29 protein-coding genes and 2 pseudogenes are annotated in these 21,362 nt (G+C 60.3%); 5 read left to right on the forward strand and 26 right to left on the reverse strand.

Annotated features, from left to right (window positions below):
* Positions 1-3: 3 nt before the first annotated feature.
* The 13 genes and pseudogenes from nuoF to BM364_RS18450 form a co-directional block, all read right to left on the reverse strand.
* Positions 4-1,311, reverse strand: a complete 1,308-nt coding sequence (nuoF, locus tag BM364_RS08250) for an NADH-quinone oxidoreductase subunit NuoF (RefSeq protein ID WP_092423213.1) — start codon at positions 1,309-1,311, stop codon at positions 4-6.
* A complete protein-coding gene (gene nuoE / locus BM364_RS08255) occupies positions 1,312-2,637 on the reverse strand; it encodes an NADH-quinone oxidoreductase subunit NuoE (RefSeq protein WP_092423215.1) in 1,326 nt (441 codons plus the stop codon).
* Complete coding sequence (locus BM364_RS08260; RefSeq protein WP_092423217.1) at positions 2,637-3,827, reverse strand: NADH-quinone oxidoreductase subunit D; 1,191 nt, start codon at positions 3,825-3,827, stop codon at positions 2,637-2,639. The genes nuoE and BM364_RS08260 overlap by 1 nt, the downstream gene beginning before the upstream one ends.
* Entirely contained in the window at positions 3,827-4,465 is a 639-nt protein-coding gene (locus BM364_RS08265) for an NADH-quinone oxidoreductase subunit C (protein WP_092423219.1), read from the reverse strand. The genes BM364_RS08260 and BM364_RS08265 overlap by 1 nt, the downstream gene beginning before the upstream one ends.
* Before the next feature lie 9 nt (positions 4,466-4,474).
* The gene (locus BM364_RS08270; RefSeq protein WP_175528520.1) at positions 4,475-5,056 is read right to left on the reverse strand and encodes a NuoB/complex I 20 kDa subunit family protein; all 582 of its coding nucleotides are present in this window, start codon (positions 5,054-5,056) and stop codon (positions 4,475-4,477) included.
* Positions 5,047-5,412, reverse strand: a complete 366-nt coding sequence (locus tag BM364_RS08275) for an NADH-quinone oxidoreductase subunit A (RefSeq protein ID WP_092423223.1) — start codon at positions 5,410-5,412, stop codon at positions 5,047-5,049. The genes BM364_RS08270 and BM364_RS08275 overlap by 10 nt, the downstream gene beginning before the upstream one ends.
* A 357-nt stretch (positions 5,413-5,769) precedes the next feature.
* A complete protein-coding gene (locus BM364_RS08280) occupies positions 5,770-6,357 on the reverse strand; it encodes an outer membrane protein (RefSeq protein ID WP_092423225.1) in 588 nt (195 codons plus the stop codon).
* A gap of 246 nt (positions 6,358-6,603) precedes the next feature.
* Positions 6,604-7,191 (reverse strand): outer membrane protein, encoded by a 588-nt coding sequence (locus BM364_RS08285; RefSeq protein WP_175528521.1) that lies wholly within the window; start codon positions 7,189-7,191, stop codon positions 6,604-6,606.
* Positions 7,192-7,496: 305 nt separating this feature from the next.
* A complete protein-coding gene (locus BM364_RS08290; protein WP_092423229.1) occupies positions 7,497-8,042 on the reverse strand; it encodes an outer membrane protein in 546 nt (181 codons plus the stop codon).
* Positions 8,043-8,251: 209 nt separating this feature from the next.
* Positions 8,252-8,977, reverse strand: coding sequence for a peptide-methionine (S)-S-oxide reductase MsrA (gene msrA, locus BM364_RS08295; RefSeq protein WP_092423231.1), 726 nt, complete (start codon positions 8,975-8,977; stop codon positions 8,252-8,254).
* Between the two features lie 315 nt (positions 8,978-9,292).
* Positions 9,293-9,948: pseudogene (ligD, locus tag BM364_RS18445) on the reverse strand (non-homologous end-joining DNA ligase LigD).
* Positions 9,876-10,163, reverse strand: coding sequence for an ATP dependent DNA ligase (locus tag BM364_RS18650; RefSeq protein WP_244542800.1), 288 nt, complete (start codon positions 10,161-10,163; stop codon positions 9,876-9,878). The pseudogene ligD and the gene BM364_RS18650 overlap by 73 nt, the downstream one beginning before the upstream one ends.
* The gene (locus BM364_RS18450) at positions 10,160-10,933 is read right to left on the reverse strand and encodes an ATP-dependent DNA ligase (protein ID WP_280140636.1); all 774 of its coding nucleotides are present in this window, start codon (positions 10,931-10,933) and stop codon (positions 10,160-10,162) included. Before BM364_RS18450 ends, BM364_RS18650 begins: the two co-directional genes overlap by 4 nt.
* 274 nt (positions 10,934-11,207) lie before the next feature.
* On the opposite strand from BM364_RS18450, the gene BM364_RS08305 reads away from it, so the two are divergent.
* A complete protein-coding gene (locus BM364_RS08305) occupies positions 11,208-11,405 on the forward strand; it encodes a hypothetical protein (protein WP_092423233.1) in 198 nt (65 codons plus the stop codon).
* A 4-nt stretch (positions 11,406-11,409) separates the two neighbouring features.
* On the opposite strand, the gene BM364_RS08310 is transcribed toward BM364_RS08305, so the two are convergent.
* Together BM364_RS08310 and BM364_RS08315 are read right to left on the reverse strand one after the other, a co-directional pair.
* Positions 11,410-12,678 carry a Y-family DNA polymerase gene (locus BM364_RS08310; protein ID WP_092423235.1) on the reverse strand — a complete coding sequence of 423 codons (1,269 nt, stop codon included), beginning with the start codon at positions 12,676-12,678 and terminating at the stop codon, positions 11,410-11,412.
* Entirely contained in the window at positions 12,675-13,121 is a 447-nt protein-coding gene (locus BM364_RS08315; RefSeq protein ID WP_244542801.1) for a LexA family protein, read from the reverse strand. Before BM364_RS08315 ends, BM364_RS08310 begins: the two co-directional genes overlap by 4 nt.
* A 111-nt stretch (positions 13,122-13,232) precedes the next feature.
* Here BM364_RS08315 and BM364_RS18455 point away from each other — a divergent pair, with 111 nt between their 5' ends.
* Positions 13,233-13,385 (forward strand): hypothetical protein, encoded by a 153-nt coding sequence (locus tag BM364_RS18455; RefSeq protein ID WP_175528524.1) that lies wholly within the window; start codon positions 13,233-13,235, stop codon positions 13,383-13,385.
* Positions 13,386-13,398: 13 nt separating this feature from the next.
* On the opposite strand, the gene BM364_RS08320 is transcribed toward BM364_RS18455, so the two are convergent.
* The 4 genes from BM364_RS08320 to BM364_RS08335 all read right to left on the reverse strand — a co-directional run bounded on the left by BM364_RS08320 (position 13,399) and on the right by BM364_RS08335 (position 15,365).
* A complete protein-coding gene (locus BM364_RS08320) occupies positions 13,399-13,593 on the reverse strand; it encodes a hypothetical protein (protein ID WP_092423237.1) in 195 nt (64 codons plus the stop codon).
* Between the two features lie 147 nt (positions 13,594-13,740).
* Complete coding sequence (locus BM364_RS08325; RefSeq protein WP_092423239.1) at positions 13,741-14,193, reverse strand: hypothetical protein; 453 nt, start codon at positions 14,191-14,193, stop codon at positions 13,741-13,743.
* A 3-nt stretch (positions 14,194-14,196) separates the two neighbouring features.
* A complete protein-coding gene (locus BM364_RS08330; RefSeq protein ID WP_092423241.1) occupies positions 14,197-14,544 on the reverse strand; it encodes a hypothetical protein in 348 nt (115 codons plus the stop codon).
* 68 nt (positions 14,545-14,612) lie between these two features.
* Positions 14,613-15,365 carry a glycoside hydrolase family 108 protein gene (locus BM364_RS08335; RefSeq protein WP_092423243.1) on the reverse strand — a complete coding sequence of 251 codons (753 nt, stop codon included), beginning with the start codon at positions 15,363-15,365 and terminating at the stop codon, positions 14,613-14,615.
* A gap of 157 nt (positions 15,366-15,522) precedes the next feature.
* Between BM364_RS08335 and BM364_RS08340 the strand changes: the two genes are divergently transcribed.
* The 3 genes from BM364_RS08340 (at position 15,523) to BM364_RS08345 (ending at position 16,279) form a co-directional block, all read left to right on the forward strand.
* A complete protein-coding gene (locus BM364_RS08340) occupies positions 15,523-15,738 on the forward strand; it encodes a sunset domain-containing protein (protein ID WP_244542837.1) in 216 nt (71 codons plus the stop codon).
* 40 nt (positions 15,739-15,778) lie between these two features.
* Positions 15,779-15,943: a hypothetical protein gene (locus BM364_RS18460; RefSeq protein WP_175528525.1), complete on the forward strand. Its 165-nt coding sequence runs from the start codon at positions 15,779-15,781 to the stop codon at positions 15,941-15,943.
* 72 nt (positions 15,944-16,015) lie between these two features.
* Complete coding sequence (locus BM364_RS08345) at positions 16,016-16,279, forward strand: hypothetical protein (RefSeq protein WP_092423247.1); 264 nt, start codon at positions 16,016-16,018, stop codon at positions 16,277-16,279.
* A gap of 63 nt (positions 16,280-16,342) precedes the next feature.
* On the opposite strand, the gene BM364_RS08350 is transcribed toward BM364_RS08345, so the two are convergent.
* The 7 genes and pseudogenes from BM364_RS08350 to BM364_RS08380 form a co-directional block, all read right to left on the reverse strand.
* Positions 16,343-17,365, reverse strand: coding sequence for a phage late control D family protein (locus BM364_RS08350; protein WP_139232547.1), 1,023 nt, complete (start codon positions 17,363-17,365; stop codon positions 16,343-16,345).
* Between the two features lie 5 nt (positions 17,366-17,370).
* Positions 17,371-17,595, reverse strand: coding sequence for a tail protein X (locus BM364_RS08355; RefSeq protein ID WP_092423250.1), 225 nt, complete (start codon positions 17,593-17,595; stop codon positions 17,371-17,373).
* Complete coding sequence (locus BM364_RS08360) at positions 17,595-18,020, reverse strand: phage tail protein (protein WP_342028847.1); 426 nt, start codon at positions 18,018-18,020, stop codon at positions 17,595-17,597. Before BM364_RS08360 ends, BM364_RS08355 begins: the two co-directional genes overlap by 1 nt.
* Positions 18,021-18,031: 11 nt before the next feature.
* Positions 18,032-19,192, reverse strand: coding sequence for a phage tail tape measure protein (locus BM364_RS08365; protein ID WP_244542803.1), 1,161 nt, complete (start codon positions 19,190-19,192; stop codon positions 18,032-18,034).
* A gap of 34 nt (positions 19,193-19,226) precedes the next feature.
* Positions 19,227-20,261 (reverse strand): annotated as a pseudogene (locus BM364_RS18875) (phage tail tape measure protein); the annotation flags it as partial.
* 101 nt (positions 20,262-20,362) lie between these two features.
* Complete coding sequence (locus BM364_RS08375; protein ID WP_092423256.1) at positions 20,363-20,776, reverse strand: phage tail assembly protein; 414 nt, start codon at positions 20,774-20,776, stop codon at positions 20,363-20,365.
* 55 nt (positions 20,777-20,831) lie between these two features.
* Positions 20,832-21,356 (reverse strand): phage major tail tube protein, encoded by a 525-nt coding sequence (locus tag BM364_RS08380; protein ID WP_092423258.1) that lies wholly within the window; start codon positions 21,354-21,356, stop codon positions 20,832-20,834.
* Positions 21,357-21,362: the final 6 nt, after the last annotated feature.

Genomic DNA, 21,362 nt, shown 5'->3' on the forward strand with positions numbered 1-21,362 from the left:
GGCTTACTCCGCGGCAATCGACGGCACGGCGCCGTCGCTGGTCGAAGACCAGGTGTATTGATCGATCCGGGCTTCGATGACGTCACGGAAGTTCCGGATCAGGCCCTGGATCGGCCATGCGGCCGCATCGCCCAGAGCACAAATAGTGTGACCTTCGATCTGCTTGGTGACCGAAAAGAGCATGTCGATTTCGCGCTTTTGGGCGCGGCCCTCGACCATGCGTTCCATCACACGCATCATCCAGCCGGTGCCTTCACGGCACGGCGTGCACTGGCCGCAGCTTTCATGCTTGAAGAAGGCCGCGATACGCCAGATGGCGCGGATGATATCGGTGGACTTGTCCATGATGATCATGCCGCCGGTTCCGAAGGACGACTTCTTTTCGCGAAGACCATCGAAGTCCATGATGGCATCCATCATGTCCTCACCGCGCACCACGGGGCACGAAGCACCACCGGGAATAACGGCAAGCAGGTTGTCCCAGCCGCCGCGCACGCCGCCGCAGTGCTTTTCGATGATATCCTTGAAGGACTCGCCAAGAGCTTCTTCGAAGGTCGCCGGCTTGTTGACGTGGCCAGAGACCATGAACAGCTTGGTGCCGACATTATTGGGGCGGCCGATGGAATTGAACCATGCGCCCGAGCGGCGGAGGATTTCGGGAACAACAGCGATCGACTCGACATTGTTCACGGTCGTCGGGTTGCCATAGACGCCCATGCCGGCCGGGAATGGCGGCTTGAGGCGAGGCTGACCCTTCTTGCCTTCGAGCGACTCCATCAATGCGGTTTCTTCGCCGCAAATATAGGCGCCGGCGCCGTGATGGACGATGATGTCGAGATCCCAGCCGTGGACATTGTCCTTGCCGATGAGCTTGGCGTCATAGGCTTCCTGAACGGCTTCCTCGAGACGCTGGCGCTCGCGCATGAACTCGCCGCGCACATAGATGAACGCCAGATGCGCATCCATGGCGCGAGAGGCCAGAAGGCAGCCCTCGATCAGATGGTGCGGATCGTGGCGCAGGATCTCGCGGTCCTTGCACGTGCCGGGCTCGGATTCGTCAGCGTTGACGAGCAGATAATGCGGACGGCCATCGCTGACCTTGGGCATGAAGCTCCACTTGAGGCCCGTCGGGAAGCCCGCGCCGCCACGGCCGCGCAGACCCGACCCTTTGACCTCGTTGGTGATCCAGTCACGCCCTGAATCGATGAATTCCTTGGTGCCTACCCAGGCGCCGCGCGAACGCGCGCCTTCGAGGCGCCAGTCGTGCTGGCCATAGAGATTGGTGAAGATGCGATCTTTATCAGCGAGCATTTAGCGCGGGTCCTTCCCGAACACCTTGCGATATTCCTCGACCCCGCCGCGGGCGAGGACTTCGGCCTGTTGCTGCCAGTTGTCACGAGCAACGCGGCCCTTGAAGTTGAGGCTGGCTTCGAGACGCTCGATCTCCTCGGGCGTCAACGCAGCGATCTGGCTCCAGCGGGTGATGCCGACAGCCTTGAGCTTGGATTCCATCACCGGACCTACGCCGCCGATCTGCTTGAGATCGTCAGCTGGACCTTCCGGCGCCTGGAAGAGGGGCACGGGGCCGCCGGTTTCCGCCGTCGGGCTAAGTCCTTCGGCAGGCGGAGCAACCTTGACAGCGCTCGTCTTGTCGACATCGGTAGGCGTTGCTCCGGAAGGCGCAGCATCGGCGCTTTCCTTGCCAGGAGCCTTGCCGCCGTCGATTTTGCCCGCCTCCGACTCGGCGCCGGTGGCACCGGGCCGCATCTCGGCATTGGGCGTACCGTCAGCCTTGGCGGAAGTATCGGCAGCCTTGCGCTCGCTCTCGGCCTTTGCCTCGGAGACCTTGGCTTCAGCCGGAGTTCCCTTGAGAGCCGGAGCGGTTTCCTCGGTCACGTCCTTGGGACGCGCAGCCGTGTCGGGCTCCGTCTTCTTGGCCGGCGCAGCGGGAGCAGCCGGAGTAGCCGCCGCAGGGGCAGTGCCTTCCGGCGGCGCAGGCGGCACGAACTTCTCGCGCGTGGCCGTCGGAGTTTCGAGCAGAGTTGTCTGCCCGCCTTCGGCAGCGGCGTTAAGGCGCTCGATCTGCGTTCCCGGCTTGATGGTTTCACCACGACCGGCATGGAAGGCGTCGATGATTTCTCCGAGCCGAGCTGGCGTCAGATCTTCGTAGGTGTCCTGGAAGATGGTGACCATTGGTGCATTGACGCAGGCTCCGGCGCACTCGACCTCTTCCCAGGAAAGCGTACCATCAGCATTCAGATGATGCGGATCGTGATGGATGCGGCTCTTGCAGACCGAGATGAGTTCCCCTGCCCCGCGCAGCATGCAGGGCGTGGTGCCACAGACCTGCACATGGGCACGTGTACCAACAGGCTGCAACTGGAACTGGGTGTAGAAGGTCGCAACCTCGAGCACGCGGATATAGGCCATACCGAGCATCTCGGCGACCTTCTCGATCGTCGCACGGGAAACCCAGCCGTCCTGTTCCTGCGCCCGCATCAGCAGCGGAATGACAGCAGACTGCTGGCGGCCAGCCGGATAAAGCGCAATGCGCTTTTCCGCCCAGGCCTGATTATCATTATTGAAGGCGAAACTCGTCGGTTGGACCGACTCGTCTGCAAGGCGTCGCACAGTCATCAGCGATCAACCTCTCCGAACACAATATCAATCGAACCTAGGATCGCCGTCACGTCGGCGAGCATGTGGCCGCGGCAGAGCCAGTCCATGGCGCTGAGATGGGCAAAACCCGGAGCGCGGATGTGGCAGCGATAGGGCTTGTTGGTGCCATCGGAGACGATGTAGACGCCGAACTCGCCCTTGGGCGCTTCGACGGCCGCATAGATATCGCCGGCGGGAACCTTATAGCCTTCGGTATAAAGCTTAAAATGATGGATCAGGGCTTCCATCGATTGCTTCATCTCGCCACGCTTGGGCGGCACAACCTTGCCGTCCACCGAGGAGACGGGCCCCTGCCCTTCCGGCGCGCTGAGCTTTTGCACGCACTGCTTCATGATCTTGTTGGCCTGGCGCATTTCTTCCATGCGCACGAGGTAACGATCGTAACAATCGCCATTGGAACCGGTCGGGATGTCGAAATCCATCTCGGCATAGGCATCGTAAGGCTGAGATTTACGCAGGTCCCACGCGGCGCCCGAGGCGCGAACCATGACGCCGGAAAAGCCGCGGCCCCAGGCCTCCTCAAGCGGCACGACGCCGATATCGACATTGCGCTGCTTGAAGATGCGGTTCTCGGTAAGAAGCGTGTCGATGTCGTCGAGGGCCTGGGTGAATTCCTCGCAGAAAATACCGATGTCGTCGATCAACGATTGCGGCAGATCCTGGTGAACGCCACCGGGGCGGAAATAGGCAGCGTGCATGCGCGCGCCCGATGCGCGCTCATAAAACACCATCAGCTTCTCGCGCTGCTCGAAACCCCATAGCGGCGGCGTTAGCGCGCCGATATCCATGGCTTGTGTCGTCACGTTCATCAGGTGCGCGAGCAGCCGGCCGATTTCTGCGTAAAGCACGCGGATCAGCTGGCCACGACGGGGCACTTCGATGCCGAGCATGCGCTCTACCGCCAGGGCGAAGGCATGCTCCTGATTCATCGGCGCCACATAGTCGAGCCGATCGAAGTAAGGCAGCGCCTGAAGGTATGTCTTGTATTCGATCAGCTTTTCGGTGCCACGATGCAGCAGCCCGACGTGAGGATCGACACGTTCGACAAGCTCGCCATCGAGCTCGAGGATCATGCGCAACACGCCGTGAGCCGAGGGGTGAACCGGGCCGAAATTGATCGTGAAATTGCGGACGTCGACTTCTGACATCAGTTCTTCGCCTTCTCGTCGCCGGGCAGCACGTAATCAGTACCTTCCCAGGGCGACAGGTAATCGAACGAGCGGAATTCCTGGGCAAGGGCCACAGGCTCATAGACCACGCGACGCCGAGCTTCGTCGTAGCGCACTTCCACAAAGCCGGTCAGCGGGAAGTCCTTGCGCAGGGGATGACCGTCGAAACCGTAATCGGTCAGGATACGGCGCAGGTCCGGATGCCCGGAGAACAGCACGCCATAGAGGTCATAGGCTTCACGCTCGAACCAGTTGGCACCCGGGAAAACGTCGCAGATCGAGGGCACGGGGGTCGCTTCGTCTGCTTCGAGCCTGACACGGATGCGCTGGTTCAGGTGCGGGCTCAGGAAGTGGTAAACCACGTCGAACCGGTACTCGCGCGCAGGGTAGTCGGCGCCACACACGTCCACAAAGGCAATGAAGCGGCAACGGGAGTCGTCGCGCAGGAAGGTCACAACCTCCACGATCGACTCGCGACGCACCGACACGGTGAGATCACCAAAGCCCATTTCAAAGCTGAGCACCGACTCGCCCAGTGACATGGCGATGTGCTGACCGAGCGCCTCGAGAGGATGAACCTGAGCGACCGGCTCGGCAGTTTCAACTGTATCAGTCATGAACCCGGCCTATCGTTCGATCGTGCCATCGCGGCGAATCTTCTTCTGCAGCAGCAGGATGCCATAGAGAAGCGCCTCGGCGGTCGGAGGGCAGCCCGGCACGTAAACGTCCACGGGCAGAATGCGATCGCAGCCGCGCACCACCGAATATGAGTAGTGATAGTAGCCGCCGCCATTAGCGCACGAGCCCATGGAGATGACATAGCGCGGCTCAGGCATCTGGTCGTAGACCTTGCGCAGAGCCGGGGCCATCTTGTTGGTCAGAGTACCGGCGACGATCAGCACGTCGGACTGGCGCGGCGACGCTCGGGGCGCGGTGCCGAAGCGCTCAATGTCGTAGCGGGGCATGGACATCTGCATCATTTCCACGGCGCAGCAGGCAAGGCCGGTCTGCATCCACATCAGCGAGCCGGTACGGGCCCAGGTGATGAGCTGTGAAACGGTGGTGACAAGGAAACCCTTGTCCGCCAGTTCGTTGTTCACGCCGGTGAAGAACGGGTCGTCGGCGCCTATCGGCTTGCCGGTCGAAGGGTCGATCGCGCCGGTTGGACGAGGCGTCACCAGCGTCGCGTTGGACGGGCTCAATCCCATTCCAGGGCTCCTTTGCGCCATTCATAGATAAAACCGACGGTCAGAACGCCGAGGAAGGCCATCACGGACCAGAACCCGAACCACCCAATGTCGTGGAAAGCCACAGCCCAGGGGAAGAGGAATGCCACTTCAAGGTCAAAGATGATGAAGAGAATCGACACCAGGTAAAACCGGACATCGACCTTCATGCGCGCATCGTCGAAGGCATCGAAACCCGCTTCAAAGGCAGACAATTTCTCCGGATCGGGGCGACGATAGGCCACCAGAAACGGCGCCACCAGAAGCGCGCCACCGATAACGGCGGCCAATCCGATAAAAATGAGAATGGGCAAATAATTGCTGAGCAAATCAGTCATGCGGCAGCCTAAGGTTCGAGCCGGAGGGAAGACCGGCGATCCGCGGGGCGAGCAAGCAATTGGGGCGAGCCGACCAACGCGTCAGTTGATGGCTAGGGCTTAGACCTTCCCCCTGACGGTTTCAAGGGAAAGAAAATATGACCAGACAATTCATATATCTAAGCCACATGGCTTGGAAAGGCTATAAGCCAAACCGGCTGCGGAGGGTGCAAAATCCACTGCCGAACACGAAGATTTTGACCTGCGCCCTGTCCCGGCAACCGGTCCCAACCAAGGCAAGCTAAAACAAAAGCGGCGAGCCGAAACCGACTCGCCGCCTGATATGATTGCGTCGCCGGAGTGATCCGGCTCCGAATCTTAGAAGTGGTAGAACACGCCGACAGTTGCCTTGGCAGTGTTGAAGAAGTCGTTGCCGTTGTCGGCGAAGTCGCCCTGGCCAACGATTTCACCGCGGACGGTGATCGCGTCGGTGACGGCAAACTCAACACCACCACCGAGCTGGTAGAGGCCTTCGGTGCCGCTGGTGCCTTCCGGGCCGGTCTGAACGCCAACACCACCGAGGGCGTAGACGAGAACCGAGTCGGTCACAACAGCGCCAGCGCGCAGGTTGGCAAAGAATTCGCCGGTGGCGAGGTCGTTGCCCCAGATGTAGTCACCGGTGACTTCCAGGCCGAGCAGGAAGGGGTCGACCGGGATGAAGTTCACACCGACGGCACCGCCGATGACGCCCTGGGTGATGTCGGCACCGAAGCCGATGTTACCGTAGGCCTGTTCGCCAACCCACTGGCCGCCGATGCGCACACCAGCATAGAGACCTTCCCAATCGAAGCCGGCGGCTTCGTAGATCGGCTGGGGAGAGGTCGGGATGATCAGGTCAGCTGCCGAAGCGGCGACCGAACCGAGAGCGGCGAGCGACACGCCGATGAGCAGTGAACGAGCAGTCATTTTAACCCTCAACAAAGGTAGGTGGTAGAATCTAAATTGGCAGAGCTCCAACGAGCCCGCAAGCTTCTCGCTCCACTCGATCAGCTAATAAGACGCTTCTTGGCCATAAGTGTAGCAAGGACACCACACCTGCGTTAACCGCACGGCAAGAAGTGCTAACAAGACGTAAAAATGACGAGCCGATCGCTCGGCTCGCCACAAAGTTCACTCCGTATCGGTCCGGCGCAAAAGCGCCGGGCGCAATACTTAGAAGTGGTAGAACACGCCGACGGTTGCCTTGGCAGTGTTGAAGAAGTCGTTGCCGTTGTCGGCGAAGTCGCCCTGGCCAACGATTTCACCGCGGACGGTGATCGCGTCGGTGACGGCAAACTCAACACCACCACCGAGCTGGTAGAGGCCTTCGGTGCCGCTGGTGCCTTCCGGGCCGGTCTGAACGCCAACACCACCGAGGGCGTAGACGAGAACCGAGTCGGTCACAACAGCGCCAGCGCGCAGGTTGGCAAAGAATTCGCCGGTGGCGAGGTCGTTGCCCCAGACGTAGTCACCGGTGACTTCCAGGCCGAGCAGGAAGGGGTCGACCGGGATGAAGTTCACACCGACGGCACCGCCGATGACGCCCTGGGTGATGTCGTCGCCGAAGCCGATGTTGCCATAGGACTGCTCGCCAACCCACTGGCCGCCGATGCGAACACCAGCATAGAGGCCTTCCCAGTCGAAACCGGCAGATTCATAGATCGGCTGCGGAGTCGTCGGGATGATCAAATCAGCTGCCTGAGCGCCGCCAACCATGAGTGCAGCGGCGGCAACGCCGAGCGAGAGAGAACGTACAAACATTAATTGCACTCCCATAAGAGTTAACCGTAGTCGACGGACTAATGCCCCAGCGGCATGCCTGACACAACCCCACGCAAGCACATATTGCTCAACGCGGATAACTTTCCATCACCAATGTGGCTGGGGTGTTGCAGAGAGGACGCTCTATTGCTTCAATTTGATACAAATTGACGCATCAAGCGAAAACACCGGAGTTCAATTAAGGCGGGAAATAGGGCTTGTTGATGGCAACCTGCCACATTGTTGCCCCAAATGCAAATGGCTCCGCGCGGGCGGAGCCAGTAGTCAGATTCGAGTCGGCGGAATCAGAAGTGGAAATTGGCGCCAAGCGTGAACTGATCTTTCGGATTCTCGCCTTCAAGCGAAAAGCCATGCAGATATTGTCCACGAAGTGACATGGAATCGGTGACCGCCAGTTCGACACCACCCCCAAAAAGGGCATCCTGCTCATCGGGCGCGCCGAGGTCGATGCCGTAGCCGCCTGCCGCATAGACGACCAGATCGTCCGTCACGACGAGACCTGCCCTACCAAGGATCTGGCCATAGCTCGTGTCGACGGCACCGCCCCCTAAGCCATGCACCGCGACTTCAGCACCAAGAAGGTAAAACTCGAACTGGGCATTGACCCCCGCCTGAGCACCGAGGGCATATTGGGCTTCTTCTGCGGGACTCTGCTGCCCTCCCGCCATGACGCCAGCATAGAAGCCATTCCAGTCGAAGCCCGCATTTTCATGAAGCGGCATTTCGACCGGCGTGCTGGTGGGGATGGTGATGAGATCGGCTGCCAAAGCGGAACCCGAGGCCATGGCACTCGCGAGCACTGCCAAGGCAATCCCTTCGATCTTGCGCATTCCCTGTCTCCTTCGATGACAACCTTCGCCAGATAAACGAGCGGGTCTGTCGCCGCGTTCCCCGGTTGGTCTTCACGCCCGAAGTTGGATGCACATGTGCAACACGCACCCACACCAGGCGGGCGCATCGTTGACTCAGACTTGGTCAATATACCGACCACTGTCGGGCCGAAGCATGGGAGGAGCCAATTGCCGCCGCGCTACGGCCCTCAGGCGGTTGGCAACTGCCCTACCAGAACAGGATCGGCACGGTAGTTTTCTGGGAAGATCGCCGCGAGCGCGGCAATCTTGGGCAGATCGTGCTGGACAATATATGGCCAGGTCGGATTGAGGGTCAGGAAATCCTGATGGTACTGTTCGGCAGGATAGAATGCGCTGAAGCGCTCGAGCGTTGTCACGATCGGTACGGGAAAAATACCAGCCTGGTCGAGTTGCGCGATATAGGCACGAGCCACCGCCTCCTGCTCATTCCCAAGCGGGAATATGGTCGATCGATATTGCGTGCCGCGATCGGGCCCCTGATAGTTGAGCTGGGTCGGGTTGTGCGCCACAGAGAAATAGATCTGGAGCAGCTTGCCGAAGCTGACAACTGAGGGGTCATAAGTCACCTCGACGGTTTCGGCGTGGCCGGTATCGCCTCGGGTCGTCAGATCGTATGTCGCCGTCTCGGCCGCGCCGCCGGAATAGCCTGAAACGGCATTGGTGACACCCTTTACCCGCTGGAACACACCTTGCACGCCCCAGAAGCAGCCACCCGCCAGAATCGCCTTTGCGGAGGTGGTGACTTCCTCGAGATCCCTCTCGGGCGGCGGTATGACCACCGGCTCTTCCTGCGCACGCAAGCTGATCGAGGAAAGTAGCGAAAGCGCGAGGGGAGAAACAGCCAAACCTGCGAGAACATGGCGTCGGGTCAGCACGGCGGAACGATGTTTCATGGCGGTACCTCTCCCCTTTTCATAACAGAGCTCCTGCCGAATTGCCTGACACAGAATCGCGATTGTGTCGGCAAACCTTTCTCCGTCTCGAAGGCAACAGGCTTGGGCCGTTAACCACTTTTAAGGTTAATCATTGCCTAACATGCGCGGCTGGCGCCTTAGTGATCCCGGCTGTTGCGGCCGCAAACATGCGCAAGCTCAGGCGTGGTGGACATCGTGGCAAATATTCAAGGTATTTACGTTGCGCTTTTCGAGCGCCCTGCGGATCCGGAAGGACTTGCCTGTTTCCAAAACGGAAGCGGAGCGATCCGGCGATCACACCTGGATCGATGTCTTCGCCAGCAGCTCGGCGAAGTCCTGGCAGAACTCCTTAACCTCGGGCCAGTTGGCCTCAGGAACGAGGGATACGACAACGTGGATGCCCTTGCCGTCTGAGAGTAGAGGCCACGACTTCAGTCCGACCGCGCCAAGGATGTCTCGGATATCTTTCCCCGCCTGCTTCACGTCGCCGAAGTCGAGGCCCTCGTCGGGATCGATGTCGAACACCATGCGCTCCGGCAGCTCCGGATCATGCCGATCCGAGCCCCAGACGTGGAATTCGAGCGTGTTCATTTGGACGCCGCCGACGAGACCTGCGAGATCCTCAATCCATAGGAACCGGGCTTCATTGCCTTTGATCTTCGTGAGTTCGCCTGCGTGCAGCGTCTTGGGCATGCCGGCGAGGGCATGCTTTTGAAAGAAGGTCTTGGTCAGATCGTTATTGGTGTCACGGACCAACATAGCGGCCGGTCCTTGAGGTGCGGTAGCATGCGATCGGCTACTGCAGCATAGTAGGCGACTAGGTGGGCTTTCGTGATATCCGTGCCTGGGTACATCACCTTGTCAGAGTTGGAGAGCTTTACGCCGAGGGCTTGCGCGATCTCCACGCCGATGACGGGATCGAGGCTGGCGCCGGAATCCTCGGCCGGCATCTCCACACGACCTGCGTCGCTTTCTTATCCGCTCGAAGGCCTTGAAAGCTGGCGTGTCGCAGTGACCCATCGGGCGTGATCTCGGCATAGGCGACCTCGGCGACTAGCTCCGGCTTCACCCACATCGCTTTGCGAGCGATGTCCCGAGGCACGCTGGCGAAGGCAGGCTTGGTCAGACGGCGCTTCTCAAGCTGCGCCATTATCTTGTCCTTCATAGCCTCGCTGAACCCTGTGCCGACGCGACCGCGATAGTTGAACTGACCCTTTCGTAGGTGCCGACAATTAGGCTGGCCATCCCGCGACCGTTGTCGCTGGGGCGCCAGCCACCGATGACGAACTCCTGCCGCTTGGTGCACTTAATTTTCAGCCAGCCCTTCGTCCGATCGCCGACATACCGGGCGTCGACGCGCTTGGCGATCATGCCTTCGTGGCCGCCCTTGCACATCGCGTCGAAGACCGATTTGCCGTTGTCAACGACATGGTGGCTATACTGGAGGCTGTCGCCGGCGTCGCGCTCCCCTATCAGCTCCTCAAGGATTGCCTTGCGCTCGATCATTGGGGTCGACGACAGGTCGTCGCCATCCTTCTCAAACACATCGAAGGCATAGAATTTCAGCGGGATACCGGCGGCGATGCCAGTCTTGAGCATGCTAAAGTTGGTGCGGCCCTGGTTTTCAATGGCGACAATCTCGCCATCGAGCAGCACCGAGCCCTTCGTCAGTGTCTTAAGCGGCGGCAGGAGGACTTTGAACTGCTCCGTCCAGTCGTGCCCATTACGCGTGAAGACCCGGACCTCGCTACCCGCGATCGCGATCTGCGCGCGATAGCCGTCGAACTTCATTTCGAACAGCCAGTCATCGCCGCTAGGGGTCGTCTCACTGAGCGTGCAAAGTTGGAAGGGGCGGAAGGTCGGGAGAGGGTAGCTAGATTCTGAGTCCCTGCGGCGTGGCCGCTTTGTGCGGAGGTTAGGCGTCAGCCCAACCATGTGGAACTCGAGTGCATCGTGAGTCGGAAATGCAAACGGAGAGAATCGGTTGCGGCGAATTATTGTGATATCGATTCCGATGACCGATGACGATTTCGATCCTGCTGCAGAGCTCGCTTCGCTGCAATCACGCCTCGCTAAGGGACGGCCAAAGACCACAGATCGGAAACTCCCGCGATCGCCTGCACCTATGTACTACCTAAGCGTAGACACGCCCGACGAGCGATAGATCGTCCTTGTTATAGGGCAGTCTGGCGATGGGGTGTGGCGGGCGATGATATCGCTGCCTCAATGGTACGAGATTCCGGAGATGTGGGAAGGCCCCTATACTATGGATATCGCCGTGCCGCTGGTGAACGAATACGCCTATGTGTGCGGCTATCACACTATCGCCATCGACATTGAGAGCAGCCAACTCTGGGATCCGGCCCGGGGACAGCTCGAGGTGAGAGGCTTAAACGATATCGATTGATCGCTTAGCGGCACACGGGAAGCTCTGCCCATCGCGTTGTGAACCGGGGCGACCTCATCTCAAACTTAGTTGTGAAGGTTTGCTGCTTCTTCTTTGCACCCATTGTTGCAGCGGGCACCACGGTCGCCCTGCCCCAGCGCCGATTCGCCTCGTCCATAGCCGCCATGACTTTCGCAGCCTTATCGTAGTCGATCGCGTCGAAAAGCGCCCGTTGCCGTTCCGCCGGCGGCACCAGGTCTTGGGCGATAATGCCGGCCTTGGAATAGCGGAAGCCGTCTCGCCATAATCCGTCGACGGCACGACGCGCCGCCTTAATGAACTGCAGGGAATCGTTGGTCGCCACGACGATATCGACCGTTATTGAAACCGACCGCTGCGGGTCGTCGGCAAAGGGCGAGGTATGCATGAACACCGTTACATGGTCAGTGGCCAAGCCGTGGCGCCGAAGTTTTTCGCCCAGGCGCGTGGCATAGCCAGCGACGGCCTGCTCCATTTCGATCTTGGACGTGACGCGCTGCCCGAAGCTCCGAGTGACAGCGCAGCCCTTGCGCTGCGGCGCCACGGCTTCCAATGCGATCACTGCCCGCCCGTTGAGCTCATGAATGATCCGCTCGCCGACCACGGTCATGAGCTGACGAGCGAGTTTCGGGTCCATCGCTGCCACCTGGCCGGCGTACTCGATGCCGAGGTGCGCCAGCTTCTCCTGTGATGCGCGGCCGATTCCCCAGACGTTGCCTATCGGGAACGTCGCCATCACCTCTGCGCACACCTTCTCATCACTGAGATCGAGCACACCGCTCGGGAGCTTCTTCGCCGCCTTATTGGCCAACTTGGCCAGTGTCTTCGTCGGTCCGATGCCGACGCAACACGGGATGCCGGTCCACTGGCGCGTGGTCGCGCGCAGGTCCGAGGCCCAGGCGGTGCGGTCTTTGAGGGGGAGGTGTTCGACGTCGAGGAACGACTCGTCGATCGAGTAAATCTCGATGTCGGGCGAGAAGCCCTGATAGACGGAATTCATACGCCGGCTTATGTCACCGTAGAGCGCATAGTTGGAACTGAAGACAGCGACGTTGCCGCTACGGCAGATGTCTTTGATCTTGAAGAATGGCGCGCCCATGCCGATGCCTAGCGCCTTCGCTTCAGCGGTCCGAGCAACCGCGCAGCCATCGTTGTTCGAAAGGACGATAACCGGTCGTCGCTCGAGCTTCGGATCGAAGACGCGCTCGCAAGAGCAGTAGAAGCTGTTGCCGTCTATCAGCGCAATAGCCGTCACTTGCGTATGCCGCGGATTGTGTTCGTCACAACGCCCCAAACCGAGACCTCTGTTCCCTCGGCAATCGTGAATGGAGGTAGCTTGGCGTTCTCGTTGTGCAGCACCATGATCCCGCCACGGCGATTGAGGCGCTTCAGAGTTGGCTCGCCATCGATGACGACGAGCACGACGTCGCGATGCTTGGGAGTTAGCGACCGGTCCACCACCACAACGTCGCCAGGAAAAATCTTCACATCGATCATGCAGTCGCCGACCACGCGCCACAGATAACTCGCGGTCGGGTTGGGAACGAGGACCTGATTGAGGTCGATCATGTCCTCGATAAAATCGTCGGCCGGGCTGGGGAAGCCGGCATGCACGGTCCGCCCCACCAGAGGCACGAGGGCACCCATGACGGTAGAAATGGGCACCGGCCATTTCGAGACAATCAGAATCTTGCACATGGAAACCTCGATGCACGAGGTTCCGACTCCTATACCGTGAACGGAAAGAGAACAAGGCGCCCGCGGAGCCAATGGCGGATAAGTCCGTTGATGTGCCCTGAGGAGAGCCGAATGATGAACCGCCGCAACGTGATTGTCGCCCTAGCCCTGTTGGCACTCGCCGCCGTCGCGGTCAGCCTGCTCAGCGGATTTCAATCGACACGCGCGCCTTTGGAGGAACAGTCGATTCCGGCACCTAACGGGGATGGCACGATTATTCAGTAGGAGCGGGTGATCATCACCCCCGGTCCTTCAACTGCCGGCGCACCTCTTCGGCGATCTCCCGATCCCTCCGCTCTTCCTCCAAGCGCTGCTCAAAAATATGGGCCAACTGAGCTAGGGCCTTTGCCGTTTCTTCGAGCGCAATATTGGTCCGCACCATCTCCTGCATAACCAACCCGACCGTCTCGACCAGTTCCTTGACGGGCCCCATGCCAGCTGCCCGGAAACAGAGAACTCCTTCACCTTCGGCGCGGGCGGGCCTTCTTTTTTACCAAAGAAGCGCGCCCAAGCGGCGAACACACCAAGGCTGAGAGCAAAGCCGATAGCAGCGACGGCCTGCCATTCATCCGGTAAAAAACTAACGTCCAGCATCCCGTGACGACCTCGCCCTGCCTACGTCTCGCCAAGCGTTGAAAACACACCACACGCTCATGGCCAGTGGCAGGATATAGATGCCGCGACCCGATGACTCTGCGGTAAGAACCGACATGAAAGCCAGAAACCAGATCGCGGCAGACAACAGCGCGCAGAGGCCGCGCACGTTGGGAGAGAAGCGGGAATAGGCGGTATCGGCAAAGGTGCCGTTGACAGTGAGCGCCGTGGCCCAGAGACAGCCTGCAGCAACGCAGACCAGCCCCCAGTTGTCCTCTGAGAGCATGGAAAGCATTAAGCTCCATGCCCCAGGGTTTGTCCATGACACCGGCGTCAGCACAAGATTGCCGCCCCACCATATGAGAATGCCCGCCCCCAGCCATTCAGGGAAGCAGACATCGAAGTGCTCGGCAATGCCAGTAACGACGCGGATGAACATGCGTCACTGCCCCAGCGGCTTCTTGGCGACCCATCGGCCATAAACAGTTCCGATGCCGCCGCCGACGCTGCTCAAACCGGCAAACCAAAGCTCCATCGACCAATCGCCAGCAGCGACAAGGCTTGCCATCGTGCTCAAACCGCCGAGGATCGCCGCGATCGCGCCCCAGGTCATGCGGGACTGATACCACGGCTCATTGTTGGTCATGTTGACCAGAACTGGCGCCAGCTCCTTTGCGGCCTCATACGCCACCTGTGGCGCGCGCTGCACCTCTTGATGAGTGGCGGGCTTGAGTGCGCGCTTGAACACCTCGTCGAGAATGCCAGTCGCGATTGATGTTTGCAGGTTCATGAGCTGCCTCCAGACATGAAAAAAGCCGCCCTCAGGCGGCGGATGACGAACAGAGATGATTGGACCGGTTAGAGCGCCGCGGCTTCGCGCCGGTAGGCCTCGGCCTGCTGGCTGTTGACCTTGGCGCGCGAGGCCAGCACGAAGACGACAGCGACGGCGACAATCACCAGCCCGACGACTACCCAGCCATTGGCAAAGAGCGTGGTGTCGACTTGATCGACGCCGACTGCCCCTGCCCCGCCGGCGCCAGCCGCCCCTGCTGCACCGGTCTGCTGGCCGGCCGTGGCCTTGGACTTATCGGCCTCGTCCTCGAGCTGCTGCTTGACCACGTGCGGATCATTCGCGGCGGCCAGTGCCCAGGCAACGCCCTTGGCCTGAATGTCGGCAATGCGGTTGCCCCAGCCCCTGCCGAACACCTTCCACGTGTTGAGAGACTGGACGAAGCCAAGACGCTGGCGGCAGATATTCTTGACGGTATGGACGTGATCGTCTTTCGGATCGAGCCCGGCCATCAGCCACTTGCGGCCACGCGAGACGCCAGAATTGACTGCGGCGTCATAAGTGGCGAGATCGACGCCAACGGCCAGTGTCGGCCCGCCTGCCGGCTTCCAGTACTGGTCGAAATAGATCTGTTCCGCCTCGACCCGGGTGATGTTGCGCACGTGCTTGGCGCCCTGCCCCTTCTTGCGGAGCCACTGGTGATAGACGGCTTCGGTAATGCCGTACATCGTCTTGCCGCCAGGGTCTGCGGCGTGGTTCGACCAGCCGCCCTCCCATTTCGCGGTGACGGCATGACACCGGGCGAACTTTGCATCAGCCATGATAGCCTCCTAACGATGTTGGAAATTTCCCGTTTACCAGCCGCTTAGGCTGGACTTGTTTGATGCTTGAAGGAGTGGACAGATCAGGGCGAGGAGATGCCCCATGCGTGATCTGATCTTTGTCTGCGCCGCCGCAGCAATAGGCTTCGTTGGCGTGATGGTCCTGGCAACGCCTGATCGCGGTGCATCTATGGTTTCGCGCGCCATTGCGGGCTTCGGCCAAAATTGCAACATCAAGGGCAATGTCAGCATCGGCAGCGGCGAGCGCATCTACCACGTTCCCGGACAGCGCTATTATGCTGAGACGACCATTCGCCCCGAATACGGCGAACGATGGTTTTGCTCTGAGGCAGAGGCACGATCTGCTGGCTGAGAAGGTCAGGCGTCTAGAACGACATCAAAAGGGGCTACCTATGTCGCCAATTCTGAAGATCGCTATCGCCACTGTGTTGCTAGGCGTGTTTGGCTTCGTCATCGATACTGCTACCGATGGCGGCCATTGGACCATCTGGGCTGTGGCAGGCGCGATCTACGGCGTTGTCTGCCATCCGTGGTTCATGGCTCTACGGCAACGCTGAGATTCAGAACCATTCTTGCAGTCAAACCGCATTCATCAGCCATGATGCCTCCTGTGATGTTGAGAATCTGCTATGCCGCAGGCCAACCTCGGAGGTTTGGCGATGCCGACACTGTTTTTCGTTCAAGGCTTTCGGCAAAAGGGCCGAAAGTTGGAGCCGGACCAACCGCAGCAGTACAAGACAGCGGACAAAGCCATCGCGGCGGCGGAACGTATCGCACCGACACGTGCCGGTATCTGGGCCTATTCAGCTGACGTCGATGTTGAGGCCGACACCTATGATGAGCCAAAGGTCCTATTCAAATCTGGGACGTTGCCCCCGGGCCTGGCTGACTAATCCGCCTAGCCACCTATCGGACCCTGCAACTGTGCCGCTCGTCAGCAGCTAGTTGAGAGAGCCTCACGCCGCACGATCATCGGACCCCGCACCCTGCCCCGGCTCCTTGAGCTCAAGCGAAGTCGTGGAGCCACCACCACGATCGACCTTATGACCAACGCTGGCAATCCTGTAGGCGCCATCCACCCCAGGCCGGGCACCTCGCAGGATGAACTGCGCTTCCGGCTGCGCGTCGATGTCGAGGTCCAGCTCCGCCGAACCGTCGCCACCCTCTCGCTTGCTGTCTGACTTTCGCCCCTCGGCAATCTCGCGCGCATGGGCTTCATCGACAGCACTGGTCAGGCTTTCGCGGTCAACTTTCGCCCGCTCGTCGTCCGTCCCCACCTCCACCGTTTTGAACATTGCCTCCGGTCGGTCGAAGTAGCGCACAACCGAAGTCTTGAACCGATCGCGCATCGAGATCGGTTCGATGTCGAGGCGAATGACGTTCACACCAACGACACCCATCACGGGCGGCAGCGCTGCCCCGCTCGGCGACAACCCGCTCCCACGCTTGGCCACCACGGCCCAGTCGCCGCGGATCTTGAACGTCCCGCCAACCTCCCGAGCGATCTTCTGCCCCAGGTGCAGAAAGCTTTCCGAATCTGCAGACCAATAGTCTCGCTGGATATTGGCAAATGCCGGATCGAATTTGATGCCGGCAAGACCCGCATTGCTCGCAGCCTTGTCGAGAAAGCCCTGCAGCGACGCATCATCCATATGAAAGGACTGCGGCTGCTTGACCTTGCCGTTGGCATCAAGTCCCTTGGCGCTGACATTGAGTGTTCGACCGCCGCCACGCGACAGCGCAAATCGCACCGTGTCGACGGTCCCGTCGAACTTGAGCGCGCCCTCGAGATAGACTTGCACCTTTGCACCCTCTTGGGGCAGGCTGATCTGCCCATCGCTGTCGTCGAACTGCATCTGGCAGGTATCGCCGGCCGTGCCGTCCTTATCAGTGATCGAAACCGAAATCAGGAACGGCCGCATAGCCGAGGTCATGTCCTGGCCATCGACCAGAACACGCCAATCCACTTTCCATGGCATGTGAACTATCCGAAAAGAGAAACGGTCGGGCGAACGCGGAACACGTCCCGCGCCGGCTTGTCGGGCACGATCACCGTCGTGCCGAGCGGAATGAACGGCCCCATATCGGCCAGCCCGGGATTGAGGCCAAGCGCGACCTCGAGCATCGCTGGCCCCTCGACGCCGTGCACCTGATAAAGCAGGAGATCAAGGGTCACCCCCTCCCGCTTGATGGTAAAGCTTTGCGTCATCAAAGACCTGCCTGGCTGAACAGCGAAAGAATGCCGCCGATGATCCCCGGCGAAGCTCCCTCGGGACCGACCTTGATGAGCGCGATCGTGTGCATGACGCGATAGCCGACACCGTCTTTCATGAGGTCACGATGGCTTTCAGAAATACTCTCAATGGCGAACCATCCGAACATCTTCCCGTCGCCCCGCATGACCGGCAGCTTCTGGCCCGACTGGCGAAAGCCGTGCGCCGTTTGAAGCTCGGTCAAGCCACCGGTTTTGAACGGCAGCAACTGGCCGGAGAGGGTGATTTTATCGTCACCCTCTCCCATGAATTCGCGGCCCGGTAGCGTGCCGACCAGCGCCTTGACAGCAAAGTCAGCCGAGGCCGAACGGCTCATTTCGTCCGCATTGAACGGATGTGTGTCGAGGGTCAGCGACCCGATCTAGTAAAGCATCACACCACCCTGTAGCCCGTGTCGGCCTGAATACCCGAGATCATGTCGGTGAGCTTCTGGCCAATCTCGTTCATCAACCGATCCACGTCGGCCATGTTATGGACAGTCACAGAGCCAATAAGGGGCGCCGCGATGGTGATTGACCCGACACCCGAGCCGCCTGCCCCACCAAGGATGCCGCGCGTCTCTGCAGCGGTGTGCACATTTCCGGGACCACCAAATTCGACAAGCTCCGGCCCCTCCTCGCCCACCAGAGCGACGCCGCTGTTGAACCGCCCTCCCTTGGCAAAGGCGTCTCCTATGACATCCCCTCCCGGCGTTTTGTCGCCAGGCTGGACTTGCCTTGGCCCTGAAGCGTCTCCGCCTCCGCCGCCTCCGAATGGGTTGATGCTGGCAATCTGATTGGCGAGATCCGCCACCATCTTGGAGGCAATGGATTTCATGCCTTTCCAGATCGCGTTCATGAGGTCGATACCCGTCTGCACCCAGTTGAAGCCAGTGATCGCGTCCGACAACATCTGGCCGACGCCCGAAAACGCGCCAACGAGCGCCTCTGCGAGCCTGCGGCCTGATGAGCGGAGCGCTTCTTCCTGTTCAGGAGTAAGCTGCTCTTGCGAAAACAATCCACTCAGGAGGCTCCCCACACCATCAAGCGCCGACTTGGCCAGGTTCCAGCCGTTCCCGATCAGCTCGCCAAGAGGCGCGAACCAGTCCAGGACTGGCCTGATGGCATCAAGTGCCGGCTGCAATTCCGTTGCCATGGCCGAAGCAAAACCGCTGACAAAGGCGCCGATGCGATTCCAATATTTATAGATCAGGAAACCAGCCCCAGCGACCGCGGCAATGCCGGCGGCAACAGGCAAGGTAATGCCGGCAAGAGCCGTCACAATGGCGCCGAGCGCGGGCCCCGCCAGGCTCAGGCCTGGCACCACCTTGGCTACGGCGCCCAGCCGTGCTGCAAGGGTTTCGAATCCACTGAAAGCGCCGGTTGAAGCAAGCGCCGAGATCAGGCCCAGCTCTTTGCGGACCTTGCCAAGCGGCTCGATCAGCCCCTTGGTTCCAAGGGTCAGAAGATCGATGACCCCACCCTTGCCGACCAGCCCGAGAAATTTGAGGCCAATGGCAGCAACGCGCAGCGATAAGGGCGGCAGCAGCGCCAAGGACGTTTCGGGTCAGGTCCGGGTGAGCCTCTGCCAGCTCGGCCACCCACAGGGCCAGCGGCCCCGCAACCGCAAGAAAATCATTGAGAGGCGGCAAGAGGATGCTGCCAACGGTAATGCCGAGATCATTGACCTGGTTTTTGAACCGCTGGATCGCAAACTCGGTCCTTGCAGCGCGGTTCTCGAATTCTCGCCCAACGCTGCCCACATAGGCCATCTCGCTGCCGACCAGCCCAAGGGACTGTTTCAAAAGGTCGATATTGCCAAGCAAGGGGATCAACGCCTGCGCTTCGTCACCGAAAAGATCGGAAATGGCAGCAGCTTGCGTTTCCGCCGGCAGCCTGCCGATCGCATCGATGACCTCGAGCGTTGTGCCGACGGCATCTTCCTGCATGGCCGAGGCGACTTTCGCCGCATCCATGCCGAGCCTTTTGAAGGCTTTCTGCTGTCTTGTGGTGGCCGACGTTCCTTTGGTCAGCGCCCGACCCATATTGCGGAAAGACGTTCCCGCCACATTCGCCTCAGCGCCAGCACTGATCATGGCCGAACCGAAGGCCAGGGTCTGTTCCTTGCTGAAACCAAAGAACTCGCCTTGAACGGCGACTTCCTTGGCGAATGTGATCAGGTTGGGCGCCGTCGAAGCCGTGTTGTCCGAGATATGATTGATGGCGTCCGCATACTTCTGCGTTTCTTCCACCGTCATCCCGAGCGCCGTTTGCAGCTTGGCCAGATCCTCGCCGGCTTGAGCGCCTGAAACACCCCAGGCAACAGCAGCCTTGGCCGTAAGGCGGGTGAATTCGAGCAGGTCTTCCTGCGCGATTCCGGCCGCCGCCGCTTCTGCCGAGAGCGCAGCAAGTTCGTTGACAGCCATCGGAATTTCGGACGTGGCAAGGGCGCGCAGCTCCTTGCCATAAGCGTTCAAGCCGTCGGCGCTGAAATCGGTGACCTTGGCGATATCGGCCATGGCGCTCTCAAAGCCCACGGCCGCATTCACTGGCGCCGCCAGGCCACGATAGAGCGCATACCCGGCACCGACCGCACCAAGCACCTGACCCTGCATCTCTTCCATCGCGCGGCGATTGGCTTTCGCGGCGTCGTTGAGGCGAGATACGGTCGCGGGAAACCTTTCGTGCCGGAGCGCTGACCCTGTCGATCAGCGACAGGATCAGGCTACTTTCGAGTTTCGCCACGGCGGCCTCCGCTCAGCATTTTCGAGAGTTCGTTATGCCACCGAGCCGCTTTTCGGATCGGCAGCTGCTCAACCTCAGAGATCGAGGTCGAGCAATGGTGCGAAAGGAGAACGGCTACGCGGAGCCACTGTCCTCCGGGGGTATCGTCGTTTCCCAAAAAGCCGTTCGTCGCTTTGGTGATCTTGTTTAGATCGCGCAGCGGCAGCTGTTTGAACGTGTCGATATCGACACCCGCCATCGAGGCCAGCATGGCCGCCGTCTTGGCAAAGTCGCCCTGCACTTCGTCTGCGGCGATCATGTCGCCGACATTGGCCTCGCGGAACGTCAGCTCTGCGACCTCCTGACCATGGTGCATGATGGGGCGGGAAAGTTTCACTGAGATATTTTCGGTCATTGTCCGTCCTCAAAAGGAAAGCGGCGCCACCCGGGCGCCGCAAAGAAGGTTTGGATCAGGCGCCGAGCGCTGATCGACGGGCGGCTGTCAGGTCAATGCCACCCATGCGCAGCACCCCTTCCCAGAAATCCCAATAGAAAAGCTCGTCGCCGGCGACGACGAGCTCGTAATGCGTGACTTCATTGAAGCCATGCGTGCTGCCCTGCATTTCCGCCGGATCGCTCTCATCGGCCTCCCAGGTCGTGACAGCGCCTTCGATGATCGCCCGGGCCGGAACCAGGCCGCCGCCACCAGATCCGCGCTTCTTGTAGCTGGCAGCGAACACATAGCGATCGACCTCGCCAAAGCCGGTGAAGATCTCGGTGTCGATGCCCTTCGCGGTAAGGGCCGGCTCAGGCGCCTCGACGCGTGGATTGGTGAAGTTGACGGCGCCCGTCCCGCCGCCGGGATTGTGCTCGGCCGTCATCAACGTCAGCGGCGGCATGGTTAGTGTGCTGATCATGGTCTTGCGCGTGAAGTCGGGCTTGGAAACCCGACGCACATCGACGTTGACCAGGAGGTGAAGTGCAGCTTGTGTCATGGTGTC

This window comes from Devosia crocina (genome assembly GCF_900116545.1).
GTDB classification, from domain to species: domain Bacteria; phylum Pseudomonadota; class Alphaproteobacteria; order Rhizobiales; family Devosiaceae; genus Devosia; species Devosia crocina.